Source organism: Mesomycoplasma flocculare ATCC 27399, from assembly GCF_000815065.1.
In the GTDB taxonomy this organism is placed as follows: domain Bacteria; phylum Bacillota_I; class Bacilli_A; order Mycoplasmatales; family Metamycoplasmataceae; genus Mesomycoplasma; species Mesomycoplasma flocculare.
Genome location: NZ_CP007585.1, coordinates 206772 through 221502 on the forward strand (window position 1 = coordinate 206772; position 14731 = coordinate 221502).

The window sequence follows — 14731 nt, forward strand, 5'->3', positions numbered from 1 at the left end:
TTCTTAGAGAAATTCTTTTCAAAATATGTACGGCATTTAAAAAAATGCTATGAATTTATAGTGTTTCTTAAATTTTCTTTATTTTTTTGTTTTAGAGAAATTCTTTAAAAAGCTGTAGATTTTCTGTTTTTGAATGCGAACCTTTTTAGACTTTTATAATATATATAAAAAATCGGGGTATAATAAAATATTTATCGACTTTTTTGATGATTTATAAAACTAAATTTTTGAGATTTATTCCATTTTTTTTAATTTTGCAACTGCAGCGCGAGCCGCTTCTCAAATAATTTCGCTATAAGTTGGGTGTGGGTGAATCGCAGATGCAAGTTCATAAACTGTCACTTCATTATTCATTGAGATAACAATTTCGGATATTAAATCGGTTGCAACCGGCCCGATAATGTGAGCGCCGATTATTTCGCCGTATTTTTTATCAACGACTAATTTGGCAAATCCATAGGCATTTCCTGAGGCAATTGCTTTTCCGATATGCCCAAAACTTGCTTTTCCGATAACAAAATCATATCCTTCTTGTTTTGCTTGCTCTTCAGTTAGGCCGACAACAGCAATTTCAGGGTGAGTATAAACACAGGCTGGCACAGTTTTGTCTATATATTTTTCAGTTTTTCCTAAAATCGCGCCAACAGCAACAACCGCATGACGGTAAGCGACATGAGCTAACATTGCTTTTGCTGAAAGATCACCAATTGCATAAACTCCATCAATATTTGTTCGACATTGATCATCGACAATCACACTTTCACGACTATCAACTTCAATTCCAATATCACTAAGTCCAGCAGAATTTGCTTGCCTTCCGATACTTACAAGAACTTTATCACCACTAATTGATTCAGTTTTACCTTCAAATTCATAGATAATTTGCTCGTTTTCAAAACGAAGGATGTTAGTGTTTGTAAGAATTTTAACGCCTTTATCAGTTAAGCTTTTAGTAATTATTTGCGAGATTTCAGCATCTAAATTTGTTAGTAGTCTTGCTAAATTTTGTAAAATTGTTACCTTAATTCCGGCGGCTGAAAAAATTTGCGCAAATTCAACACCGATAACCCCTCCACCAATAATTATAATTGAATTGATTTTTTCATAAAGATTGATAGCTTCTTTTGAGGTTAAAATTTTACCAGATTTATAACCTTGATCAAAACCAGGAAGATTCAATTTGCGATCAGTTGAACCAGTTGCAAGAATTATATTCTTTCCACGATAAACTTTGCCATCCACGCTAATTTCGTGTGTGCCAACAAATTGGGCTTCGCCAAAAATACTTGTTGCTTTAGCCGATTTGACAATCGCTTTTACTCCACCAACTAATTTGTTAACAACTTCAGTTTTACGTTGGTGCATTTTTTCTCAGGAAATTTTTAAATCTGAATTTCCACTAAGCCCAAAATCACTAAATTGTTCAATATATTCAAAAACTTCAGCAGTTTTAAGCATTGCTTTTGTTGGAATACATCCAACATTTAAACAAACCCCACCTCAAAATTCTTTTTCAACAATTAAAGTAGAAAGTCCGCTATTTCCGGCTTCAGCCGCTGCCAGATACCCTCCTGGGCCTGAACCGATTACAATAACATCAAATTCTTTATCGACTTTTCCTTGATAAATTTTACTAGAAGTTATTGGTTTTAAAGGATTTTTCTCGAATTTTTTTTCTTTTTCTCTTTCTTCTGTTTTTGCCTTAGATTTTTTTTGACCAAAATCAAAACTTAAAAGGGTGTCACTAACTTTAACTTCACCAACAACACTTGCTCCTCCGGCTTTTTTTTCGTCATTTTGATCTTTTGGCTCTTCAGTTTCTGCTTCTATTCTAGATCCATCGTCAATATGATAAATTTCTTGACCAACATGGATTGTATCACCTTCGGTCATTAAAACTTTGACAATTTTTCCAGTTTTTGGCGAAGGAATATCCGCTGTTATTTTGTCAGTTTCAACTGAAAAAAGCGAATCTCCTTCATTAACTTGATCGCCTTCTTTTTTATAAATTTGGGCAACAATACCTTCATGAAGCCCTTCACCGATATCAGCAAATTTAAATTTATACATTATAAAATTCCTAAAATTTCTGGTTTTTCTAATAATTCTTTAACTCTGGCGGCAAAACGTCCAATTGTTGCTCCATCGATTCAACGGTGATCCGCAGCAACTGTTAGATGCATAATTTTTGCCGCAACAATTTGCCCGTCTTTGACTTCAGCAGAATCAATAATTGCGCCAACACCTGCAATTGCAAGTTCAGGATAATTTATAACTGGCACACCATAAAGCGAACCAACTGATCCATAATTTGTTATAGTAAATGAACCGCCTTGCATTTCACTTGGTTTAATTTTACGTTCGCGAGCTGCTTTTGCAAGTCGAATAATCTCTTTGGCAATTTCAACAATTGAAAGATTTTGTGCATCTTTAATTACGGGTACCATAAGTCCAGCTTCAGTATCAACGGCTAGTCCTAAATTTAGAGTTTCAGGATAGACAATTTCATTTGAGGTTTCGTCATATTTGGCTGCCATAATTGGAAATTCTGTAAGAGCAATTAAAATTGCTTTTGCAATAAAAGCTAAGAAAGTTAATTTTACGCCCGCAGCTTTTTGAACAGATTCTAAAACTGATTTACGAAGTTTTCAAAGATCACTAACATCAATTTGGTTAACGAGATTGACATATGCAACTGAATTTCATGAATTTGTCATCGCTCTTGCAATTGCTTTACGAATTAGAGCAATTTTTTCGCGTTTTGCCTCTAATTTATTAGAAGCAAAAACCACGGGATTTATAACTTTTTCAGTCTGCGCTGCTGAAGTTTCAATTTTTGGAGTAGTAGTTTGTGCTGATTTTAATGAATTAATATAGTTTTCAACATCGGCAGATTCAATTTTTCGACTTTCAATTTTTAGATCAGCAAGATTAATATTGGCTTGTTTTGCAATTGCTCTTGCTTTGGGAGTGGCTAAAATTTTTTGCATATTATAATTACCTAGTTTAATGTTTTATTTTTTAGGGAAAAAAATGATTTATATTCAAAAAAATATAACACATAAATTATATATTTAAAATAAATAAAAAAAGAAAAAAAACGTAAAAAAATTTAATTAAAAAAAAGAAAAAACCCAAAACTTTTAACCATTTTTTTAAACTGACAACTTAGTTTTCGCATTATACCAGAAAAAATAAGGTTTTACTAATTTTGTACTAGTTTTCCAGTTTTAAAATTTAAAATTAAAAAAATGTGTGATTTATACACTTTTTTATATTTTGCAATTAAAGTTTTTCCCAAAAATTATTTTAATAATTTTAGATTTATTATTTATTATTTCAAAGTTTAACTTGCAAAATTATCACACAAAAGCAAGGATAATTATTTTTTTAGTTACATAAATTCGTATTATTTTTTCTAAATATTTAATTTTTTTACTATTTTACTATCTAAACAAAATTTTGCGAGTATATTTTATACAAATTTTTTGATTATAAATTTTTTTGAAATAAAAAAAACTTAAACATATTATTATTTTTTATATTTTCATATAAAATGAAGAAAAACCCAAACAGAATTTTTCAAATTTTTATAACATAATTTAGAGGTTTTAAAAGTTAATGCTAAAATTTTGGCCTATTTACTACTAGTTGAATTTTTTACTTCGAGTTCACGCTCGGCAAATTTGCCTTGACTGCGTTTTCTTTTTTCTGGGTTTGCATTTTCTTGGTAGTATTTTATTAGTTCTTGTTTAATCTCTTCAGAGTCAACAACAATTTTGGCAAATGGATAACCACGATTTGTTGCTTCAACAAAGGCTTTTAATTGTTTTTTTGCATCCTCAGAAGGAGTTCCCGTTAAATTAAAGACAACGTTTTGTTGACTTTGGCCATTTTCTCTAAAGTAAATTACCGCTGCTGGGGGAACAAAAGGATCTTGAATTCCACTTAATCTTTCTGTATATTGAGCGCCTTCAAAATCAGAAACTGAAGCTGAAAATGATTTATTAGTTTGCGAATTTGCTAAGTTTTGCGTTGAATTTTGATCTATGCCAAAATAAAGGTAGACAAATTTTAACTTTTTAAAACCATGATAATCTTCTTGGGCATATTTATCTTCTTTTCAATTTTGCAGATTTTCGTTAAAAAGGTTGTCAATTTCATCAAATTTAAGATTTTTAATTGTTTTGATATTAGTATCGGAAAAATCAAGATTTGTAGGATAACCACCTTTCCCACCGTAGCGTCCTTGGAACGGCCTTTCATAGATTTTCGACCCAAAAGCAATCCTTAAACCTTCGGTTATTGTTTGCTCTGAATCGTTTTTGTCCCACCTGAGCGTGTCAAAAATAATTGATCCCGGAATTTTTTCATCTGGCGTATTTTTATGATAACTTGCCGGATTATTATAATCAAAACTTATATAATCAACATCAGCAACAGCATTCGGGTTAATCGCTCAATAATCATCGATTGGTTTTGTATTTGAATATAGTTCAAGTTCTTTTAATTTTTTGCCCCGAAGTGTATAAAGGCCGTTAATTGCTTTTTGGTCATCTAAAAACAAAGTAAGTTTTTGGACATTTTCTGGAAGAGCTGCAAGAATCTGCGAAATATTTTGGCCTTGTTTTGTTGAGCCAACATTTTTAAGGACAACAGCATCAATTTTTTTACCTGCTGTTTTTTTTAGAAATTCCTGAAATTTATTAAAGGCATTTTCATCATTTGCATCAAGGGAAACAGCTTTAATTTCTGATTTTGAAGATTTGTTTGGATTTTGATCATTTGGGGTATATTTATAAATTTTAATTGAATCAGAGTTTTGATTAGGCCCTAGAATTTCGTTAATTTCACTTTGGAATTCTTGACTAATATCACTTTTGGTTCAACCTTCAAATTCTTGATTAGCGATTCCAAAAGGACTTCTTGGGGTTCATCCTGGTGTATTAAGAACGCGTCGCTCATTTCGTTTCCGATAAGTTCCATTTTTTCCAATCACAGGATTATCATCAGGATTTACAAAATTTCAGATATGATGGTTTTCTTTTGAAACAGTCATACCTCGTTCGATTAATTTAAGATCTGATGCGCTAAATTGTGGGCCACGGATCTGATCTTCTTTTAAAATTTGTAGATAATCTTGTTCGCGTTTTTTATAATTGTTTTCAACTCAAATTTGGTATCTTACTGACTCTTCAAAACTCTCTTTTGAAATTTTTCCCTTATAAAAAATATCATAATCTTCTCTTATTTGTCGTTCGTATTCGGCAATTTTCTCATCATGTTTGCGGATATTTGTCTCTGTTATGGTAATTTGATTTTTAATTGCAATTTTTCAATTTGCTTTTGCTGATTCAATTTGGCCAAAAGACGGGGTTAGTTTCGTTTTTGTTGTAATTTCTGGTTGTTTTTCAATATTTTGAGGTTCGCTATAAGAATAAGAAGGAGAAACTACTTTTTTAATCGGTTCTGCCGGGATTGGGACTGGAACAGGCGTTTCAATTGGGGCCTCGGGTTCTTCGATTATTTCAACTTTTGGCTCGATTTTTTCTACGGGCTTAGAAATTATAATTTCTTTTTCAACTTTTGGCTCGATTTTTTCTACGGGCTTAGAAATTATAATTTCTTTTTCAACTTTTGGGATTGGGATTTCAGGAATTGTTTTTTTTTTTTTTTTTTTAGTTCGGCTTCTTTTAAAGGGATAGGGATAAATTTTGCGTTTGTCACCGGTGAAAACCCGGTTTGATTTGGGCGATTTTTGGCAATTGTTGATGGGCTTGCTTGAGAATAGGTAATTAGCAAAGGACTTGAATAATAATGATTATACAAGTTTTCACTAATCGAAAAAGAAATCCCAAGCGCAAAAAAAGCGGCACTACCGCCAACAATCATTTTTTTACGTTTTGAAAGATATAAAACCATAAGCGCCCTCTAATCTAATATTAATAAAAAAGTCAAAAATAAGAGAGGAAATTAATTAAAAAACTTTCCAATTTTTGTTAATGATAATTATATCTTAAAATTCTAAATATCCAAATAAGAAACTAAAAATTTTTTGGAAAATTTTGTTATTTTTTTAAAAAATGGTATAATATTTTTCAGGTAAAAACCATGCAAACAAAAATTACTTTTAAAAATAAGGCGAAGAAAAACATTACTTGCAAACGTAATGGCATTTTTTTCCTTTGTTTTACATAGTAGTTTTTGACTTTATTTAATAAAATTAACAATCTTAAAATCAAAAACTACTATTGTAAAAAATAGTAGTTTTTGATTTTATTAAAATTAAAAAAAATTATTATAAAAAAGGGGGTAAAGTGAAAAAAATATTTGTTGGTTCAGTTTTAAGCATTTTTTCGGGAATTAGTTTTTTATCTTGCGCGATTCAGCCTGCCTGAGAGCGGCAGGAGTTTAATACTAACATTAATGCACCAACTTCCTCACCTGGCGCTTTTAAGGTTTTTTCAAACACTTTTACATCACCTTCAAGACTTGATGATTATTTAACTAACTCTTATTTGATTCAAACAGTCTATGAAAACGCGCTTAAAATTACCAAAAATGGAATTTTAAAAGAAAATAAAGACAAATTAGATAAAACTTATAATTATGAAATTAGCCAACCAAGTTATAGTTGAAATGCTTTTGTTAATGCCAAAGCAATTTTAGTTACCAAAAATGACGGTAAAGAAGAGCTTTTTGATAGCGATGCTCACGAAAAAGGTTATTTAAAACAAGGCGAGAAAACTAATCTATTGGTTATAAAACTAAAATCTGAGCAGAAAAATTCAATTAATTCAGAATTTTTCGCCCAAGCACTTGAGAATGCTAAAAAAGTCCAAATTTTCCTAAAAAATAATATTAATTGAGTTAATTATCAAGGACTCCCGACGGGATTTTATCTAAAACCGCGCGATTATTTTTACGGTTTTCGTACTCAGAGGCTCTCAGAACAAAAATACCGCGTTCGTTTTGGAGGCGGTTTTGAAATTGACAAAATTGCTCAAGAAAAAATTCCTAATTTTGATCCAAAATCAGATTATTTTGTTAATACAATTGGTAATTTTTATCTCCTTGAACTTTTTGGCCTTGACCCTCTTGATTTTGATAATGAAGCAAAATATATTCAAGAATATAAAGGTTCTTTAGCTGACTTTAAAGGAAAAAAAGCATTAAGTTTTCAAAAAGGAGTAACAAAAGAGAAAGTTTTTTTCAACAATTTTTTTGAAAAAATTATTCTTACGGGGATGTTACGTCCTGTTCCTGCTGATTTTATCGATAAAAGAAATAAGGAAATTACAAAAAAACAGAAGGAAGATGGGAAATTAGTTGGACGCTTTGGTGAAAGTGGTGATGCTCTTCGATTTGGCGCTTATTGGTATGGTGAGGATTTTAAAAAAGATTTATTATATAATTCGCCTTATACCCAAACAGTTTTTAACCAACAAAAACGAACATGGAAAATAAATGAATACTATCCGCGCACTAATTGAAAAGAAAATTTGCCATATACTTTTAAAAAGATAAACTGGCTTTATTCAAAATATGCAAGCCCATCAGCATTTAAAAATTCCCAATTTAATTCTTATCGCGAACAGACAATTATGGGTGTTAGTTTTGATTCCCTTAGCGAATCACAAAAAAACCTTGTCGCTAGCAATCAAAAAAAATATGGCTGAAATCTTAATCGTCAAGAGACAAAAAACAGCTTGCATAAATGATACTATTCAGTTCTTGTGCCTGGCTCATTAAAACAAAAATTTCGTCCGGAAACGGGGGTTAGTTTTGATGAAAAATACTATGGATTTAACGATAATTTTGCCAAATTAAACTATGGGGTTTCCTTACAGGATATTGCAGTTGGAAAGGCAAAAATTATTGATAATTTGATTTCAGGCCCTAGTCTTGAATTTCGCCAGATAATCGCAAATGCCTATAATTTGTATACAACCGCGCAAACAATGCAAAGTCAATCACTTGCTTGATATAATTTTGTTGCTCCTGATAATAAAATTAGCTCAAAACCAAATTCAAAAACACCACGTGATTTTTATAAATTTGCAAATACAATTAAATTAGTGGATTCTCAAGGAAAAATTTATTATGAAAAAGATGCAGAATCCGAAAAGCAACAAAATTTTGCGAATGTAAATGATGCAAAAAAACAGTTCCAAGCACCAAATTTTGCCCTTCTTAAAGATAGAATGAAAAAATTACTGGATAAATTTTGGCAAGATAATAAACTCACAAAAGATGAAAAAGTTGAATGAACTAGTCATAGTTTCTATACAAACACTCCAGATCAGGTAATTAGTGCGATAAATAATGCCGCTGATGCAATTGAAAGTTTAGATCCAAGACTAAAAATTAACAGAATCTGGCCAATTACTGACCTTGCAAGAAGAACAAATTACCTTTATACGCGAACTGGCGGTCTTGACTATGGTGGTTGAAATTATGATTATAACGGAATTGGCACTGTCTTTGATGGTAAAATTCAAAAAAATGGTGTTGGCTATGCGATTTTATCAGCAATTTATGCAAAAGGTGCAAACTCGGAAATTGCCAAATCTTATCCTCATGTTTTTAAATATGCACTTGAAACGAAGAAATATTTTGATAAATTTGCCAAAAAAGGTTATATTCGTAAATTTGAAGACTGAAAAGATGCTACAAATTCCCCAGATTATGGCGCCGATGATCAACATTTAGCTCCTGATTTAATTAATTTTATTATTGGTAGCGTAGTTGAAAATGAAGATCCGCAAAACCCGGGGAAAAAAATCAAAACCTGGAAAAGTTTTGTCGATGTTCTAAACGAGCAAAAACTTGAAAATCAAGAAGAAATTATTTTTGATTTTCTAGCTGAATCAGCAGTTTTTAATTTGATTTTCCAAGAAGATAATAGCGATCAGGAGCTAATTTTGCTATCTTCTGAACTTAGTTCACTTTTAGGTTTTGGACTAAATGACCTTCTTAGCGTTTCTTCTTCAACACCATATGCATTTCTTCAAAACCCCAATATTGAAAGTCCGCAAGCTAGTGATACTTATGATGAATATGTCCCACCTGATATGATTTTTATAAAACCACTAAGGGAAAAACTCAAAAAAAATCAGGAAAAAGGAGAAAAATAATGGTGTTAAGATACTTTTTTAAACGGGTTTTTTTAGCATTTCTGACTTTTTTGGCAATTTATATAATTGTCTTTATTTTACTAGCTAGTTTTTCACCTGATCCATTTAGTGATTTATTAGAATCTAGCTCAAAAGGTGTTGATCAAGCAAAAAAACTCGCTGATTTACGTGCTAAATATTATTTTGATAAACCGGCAATTATCCGTCTTGCATATTATACCGCTGATATTTTTCAAGGTAATTTTGGAACTATTTATAAAACCGGTCAAGATGGCGAAATTCCCAATTTATTTTTTGGGCCTTTACGTTATACAATTCTTGTTTCCCTTCCTTCTTTTTTTATTAGTGCGCTAATTGGGATAATACTTGGAACAATCGCTGCATATCGCCGTGGGCGCTTAGAAGATGCAGCGATTACCGGAATTTCTACTTTTTTTGTGGCGGTTCCTTCGTTTGTGCTTGCGCCTTTTGTTGTATTAATTGCAATTAAAATTGGTCTTCCTTTTGAATTCAAAGATGCAACAACTTATGGATTTTGAACATCATTTGCCTCGCTGATTCCGCCAATTTTTGTATTTAGTATTACTTCAATTGCCGGTTATGTTTTTCTTGTCAGAAACCAAATTGTGAGTGTTTTATCATCAGAATATATTCTTATTGCCAAAGCAAAAGGGCTTTCAAAATCTGATATTTTTTTTAAATATGTCCTTAAAAACGCTTCAATTCCGCTTGTTCGCTCACTGATTTTTTCTTATATAATTTTATTATCAGGTTCAATTGTCTTAGAACAATTTTTCCGTATTCCTGGTTCTTCATCAATTTTAGTTACAGCTGCTTTTGAAGGCGAGGTTAATATTTCAATGTTTTCAATTATTTTTTTTACCTCGCTTTCATTAATTGTCGATATTATTGGTGATTTATCCTATGTTTTTATGGATCCAAGAATCAGTTTTGGTCAGGATATACCAACAAATTACTGAAACAAAATCAAAAACTGAAAATTGCGCAATTATCCAAAAAAGGGAGATGAAAATGTTGGATCCAAAAGAGTTTAATCAAAAATATAATCTGCGAAAAGAGCAAATTAGTCTATTAAAACCGGCAAGTTTTCAAGAAAAAAACTACCAGGCAATGGGAAAAACCGTTGAATTTTGAAAAGATGCAATCCAAAAATTTTTCAAATCGCCAATTTCACTTATCTCAACAATTTTATTTATAATTATTTTACTAATTGCAATTTTTACAATCATTTTTAGCCCTTATGAGGCAACAAAACCAATTTCTAATGCCGATCCTTCACTTGTCTATGAACAACTTCCAAGTAGTTTGGGGGCTATTAAAACTACAGTTTCATCTGATATTCTTGACAAAATTAGGGCAATTGAAGTTGATCATAATGTCAAACTAATTCAAGGTGAGACAGTTGAATTATTTCCAAATCGTTGAGAAATTCGGATAAATCCTTATGAAATTATGAGTGTATTAGAAAATGGGAAGAAAATTATTGCCCTTGTTGGCACAGACCAATACGGCCGTGATATTTGACTGCGAACTTGACAAGGAACTTTGCATGCGCTTGCAATTTCGCTAATAATTGCGCTGATTCAATTTTTAATTGGGATTGTTTTAGGCACTTATTTAGGTTTTCATATTGGCACTTGAATTGATAATATTGTTTTGCGAATTATCGACATTTTTGGATCAATTCCTTGAATTATAATTTTTATCATTTTTATTGCAATTTGGGGGCCTTATACAATTACAATTATTATTCTCCTTTCGCTAACTGGCTGAACAATGCCAACATATCAGGCAAGATTGTATACAATTATGGTAAAAGATGAAGAATATGTCTATGCTGCAAAAGTGATTGGCGCTTCAAAATTACGCCAAATTTACTGTCATATTCTGCCAAATATTTTTGGTAAACTACTTTCAATATTTGTTGCAAGTATTTTTGGATCAATTACAACAATTGCCTCACTGGCTTTTTTAGGATTTTTAAAAGAAGCGCCAGATTCTAGCGCTAATTTAGGGTTAATTATTAATTCATCCGTTTCACTTGCAGATAAAAATCCAATGGCACTTTTACTTCCTTCAATAATTTTGGTAATTCTTGCAGTTACAAGTCGCTTTATTGCAAACGGAATTCATGATGCACTTGACCCACGTATAGGAGGCAGAAAATAATGGAAAATTATAAAAAAAAGAAGATTTTGGATGTAAAAGGTCTTCATATTAGTTTCAAAATTGGGAAACAAGAATATCTTGAAATTATCAGAGGGATTGATTTAAGTGTTTATTCAGGGCAAATAGTTGCCTTTGTTGGCGAGTCTGGGTCTGGTAAATCTGTTTGTTCAAAAGCGCTTTTAGGAATTAATAATTTTGCCAAAACAAGCGCAGATAAAATGGTAATTGACGGAATTGATGTTAAAAATTTTAAAAAGGACTATCAATGACAGCAAATTCGCGGTCATAAAATTGGTTATATTCCGCAAGACCCACTTGTTGCATTAAACCCGACAAGAACAATTGGTAAACAATTATTAGATGGAATTAAAAATGATCCTCGATTTAAAACTAAAAAAGAAAAAAGGGAATTTTTAATTAGTTTACTTGAATCTTTTGGTTTTGAAAATGCAAAAAACCGTTTTGATTCTTATCCCCATACTTTATCTGGCGGCCAAAAACAGCGAGTTGTAATTGCGATGGTAATCGCTGCGCAACCTGCAATTATCATTGCTGATGAGCCAACAACAGCACTTGATCCGACTGTACAATCTTCAGTTTTAGCACTTTTAGATGAAATTAGACACAAATACAAAATTGCAATTATTTTTATCTCGCACAATATTTCAATTGTTGCGAAATTTTGTGATTATATTTATGTTATTTATGCAGGTAGAGTTGTTGAAAAAGGAACGCGGCATGATATTTTTAAAGACCCGCGCCATCCTTATACATGAGCTTTAATCTCAGCAATTCCTGAAGGAACCAAAAATAAGGAACTATATACAATTAGTGGTTCTCCTCCAGATCTTAGAAATTTAGTTACCGGCGATCCTTTCGCACCACGGAATGAATTTGCTCTTGGGCTTGATTTTGAAAAAGAACCACCACTGATTCCAATCTCTGATACTCATGCTGCTGCAACTTGATTATTACATCCTAATGCCCCAAAAGTTGAGCTAAATCAAGAGCTAAAAACGAGAATTAATTCATTTAAAGAAGTGTTATAATGGAAATTGCTTTACAAACGAAAAAATTAGAAAAATATTTTACTAACAAATTTGGTACTATCAAGGCCGTGGATAGAATCGATATTTTATTAAAAAAAGGCCAGGTTTTAGGAATTATTGGTGAGTCTGGCTCAGGAAAAACTTCAATTGGCCGTTGCCTTGTTAGGTTATATGAAAATTTTGGCGGGCAAGTTTTGCTCTTAAATGAGGTGATATCCGGAAAAAAACTTACAAAAAAACAGAATCTTTTTTTGCGCAAAAATATGCAAATGATTTTCCAAGACCCTTTTTCTTCATTTAACAAACAAAAAAATATTTACGCAATTTTGAAAGAAACGCTTGTAATTAATGGAATTATTAAAGCAAAAATCGACGATATTTTCGCTGATTGAAAAGAGGTAATTTTTCACTTTGAGCGAACACTTGAGAGAAAATATCTTGAAATTGAACTTGAAATTTTGGAAAAAAGAAATTTGCAATTTCAAGAATTTATTATTTTTTGGGATGACCAGATAGCTAAAATTAAAACTGAAATATCGCAATTTTCAGTTGAAAATTTTAATCACGATAATATTTTTGAATTTTTTAGTAAATATTTACTTTATTTTGAAAAAAAACAAAAACTTTTTGCAAGTTCATATAATTTAGCTTATGAAAATGTAGCTAAATTATATGATTATTTTTATGAGGTTCAGAAAATCTATCGGAAAAAAGAACAAGCTAAAATTGAATTTGAATACCGTGCTGCTAAAAAAGAACTTGATGATCTTGTAGCAAAAATAAAAAAAGAAAAAGCTTTTTTTATAAAAACTTTGAATGAAACTGGACTTAATCTAAAAAAAGAGTCCCAAGAAGCGGAAAAAAAATTTATAAACCAAAACAATTTAGTTTTGTCTTATATTTCCGAATTTAATTATGAATATAAAATTGCCAAAAATAAGGCGTTAGCATCTTGCGACCTTGAAAATTATTCATTTTTTAAAAAACAGGCAATAATTAATCAAGAAATTGCCAAGTTTTTAAATAATAGAAATCCTTTTTTGTTCCAGAAAAACCTTTTTTCATTTCTAGAAATAAGAGAAATTGAAAAATTGGCTGAAATAATGGTTAATTTCAAAAAAATTCAAACAGAAAAGTATAAAAAATTGACTTTTGATAAAAAAAATGAAAAAAATTATATTACCACAAGTCAATTTAAATTTCAAATTCGTGCCGAACTTTTCACACTTAATATTGCCGAACTTTTAGAAGTTGCAAAAAGCAAAAAAAAAGTTTTTGAAAAAAAAGTCAATTTTAAAACAAAATTTCTCGAATTTAAATATAAATATGCCTACAATAAAAAAAGAGGTTCTTCAGACAGCGAAAATCAGCAAAAAATGCAAGAATTAGAAGAAAAATTCCGCGAAAAAAAACTGATTTATGATAAAATAAAAAGCAATTTTATCGAAGAATATAACTGATGAAAAAACAAGCAAAAACAAAAAATTGAATTAGAAACGGGAAAATATCAAAAACTGCTTGCAAAAATTAGCTCGTATAATAAAACAATTAACCAATTTCACCAAGATTTTATTTCAAAACTTGCTCACAAACACGAATTTAGGATTCAAATCAACCTTTTAAAAAGCCGTTTTTTGGAAAAAATAGCGGTTATTAATTCTTTGGAAATTGAAAAACACAATCTTATGCGTGTTTATAAAAATATTCAGCTTTTTTATGGAATGAAAAAATTACCATTGTTTTTCCTTTTAAAAAAATCAATTCGCAAATTTGTCTTAAGCGAATTGATCTATGAAGCACTTGAAAATGTAGGGCTTTTACGTTCATTTGCCTACCGCTATCCTCATGAGTTTTCCGGCGGTCAAAGACAAAGAATAGCGATTGCACGGGCTTTAATTGTTGAACCCAAAGTTATTATTGCAGATGAACCAATTGCATCTCTTGATATTTCAATCCAAGCGCAAATTATTAATTTACTTAAAAAATTAGTAAAAGCAAAAAATCTGTCATTAATTTTTATCGCCCATGATTTATCAGTTGTTGAATATATTGCTGATGAGGTTTTAATTATGCATGCGGGAAAAATTGTTGAAAAGGGTGAAACAAGCGCAATTTTTCAAAATCCAATCCATCCTTATACAATTAATTTGTTAAATTCAGTCCCAAAAATTTCTAATGCACATATCCCTTTTGCCCCAATTTTGTTTAATAATAAGTATTTAGAAGAGCAAAAATATCCTAATATTATTGAAGAATTTAAAATTAGTCAAAATCATTTTGTCTATGGAACTAAAGCTCAGTTAGAAACTTGAGTTATAAAAGATTAATTGTTAAAACTTGATCAAGGTGAATTTT

8 protein-coding genes are annotated in these 14731 nt (G+C 30.8%); 5 read left to right on the forward strand and 3 right to left on the reverse strand.

Going from position 1 to position 14731, the window contains the following annotated elements; genetic code table 4:
• Positions 1–234: 234 nt before the first annotated feature.
• The 3 genes from lpdA to MYF_RS00840 form a co-directional block, all read right to left on the reverse strand.
• Positions 235–2070: a dihydrolipoyl dehydrogenase gene (lpdA, locus tag MYF_RS00830; protein WP_002557641.1), complete on the reverse strand. Its 1836-nt coding sequence runs from the start codon at positions 2068–2070 to the stop codon at positions 235–237.
• A complete protein-coding gene (locus tag MYF_RS00835; protein WP_002557642.1) occupies positions 2070–2990 on the reverse strand; it encodes a 2-oxo acid dehydrogenase subunit E2 in 921 nt (306 codons plus the stop codon). The genes lpdA and MYF_RS00835 overlap by 1 nt, the downstream gene beginning before the upstream one ends.
• Before the next feature lie 647 nt (positions 2991–3637).
• Positions 3638–5818 (reverse strand): putative immunoglobulin-blocking virulence protein, encoded by a 2181-nt coding sequence (locus tag MYF_RS00840; protein WP_201771013.1) that lies wholly within the window; start codon positions 5816–5818, stop codon positions 3638–3640.
• 499 nt (positions 5819–6317) lie between these two features.
• On the opposite strand from MYF_RS00840, the gene MYF_RS00850 reads away from it, so the two are divergent.
• Genes MYF_RS00850 through MYF_RS00870 form a run of 5 tightly spaced genes read left to right on the forward strand, consistent with a single transcriptional unit; the run spans position 6318 to position 14703 of the window.
• Entirely contained in the window at positions 6318–9137 is a 2820-nt protein-coding gene (locus tag MYF_RS00850; RefSeq protein ID WP_002557646.1) for an OppA family ABC transporter substrate-binding lipoprotein, read from the forward strand.
• Positions 9137–10192, forward strand: a complete 1056-nt coding sequence (locus tag MYF_RS00855; protein WP_002557647.1) for an ABC transporter permease — start codon at positions 9137–9139, stop codon at positions 10190–10192. Before MYF_RS00850 ends, MYF_RS00855 begins: the two co-directional genes overlap by 1 nt.
• Entirely contained in the window at positions 10170–11327 is a 1158-nt protein-coding gene (locus MYF_RS00860; RefSeq protein ID WP_002557648.1) for an ABC transporter permease, read from the forward strand. Before MYF_RS00855 ends, MYF_RS00860 begins: the two co-directional genes overlap by 23 nt.
• Positions 11327–12376 (forward strand): ABC transporter ATP-binding protein, encoded by a 1050-nt coding sequence (locus tag MYF_RS00865; RefSeq protein ID WP_002557649.1) that lies wholly within the window; start codon positions 11327–11329, stop codon positions 12374–12376. Before MYF_RS00860 ends, MYF_RS00865 begins: the two co-directional genes overlap by 1 nt.
• Entirely contained in the window at positions 12376–14703 is a 2328-nt protein-coding gene (locus tag MYF_RS00870) for an ATP-binding cassette domain-containing protein (RefSeq protein ID WP_002557650.1), read from the forward strand. The genes MYF_RS00865 and MYF_RS00870 overlap by 1 nt, the downstream gene beginning before the upstream one ends.
• The last annotated feature ends 28 nt before the right edge of the window (positions 14704–14731 follow it).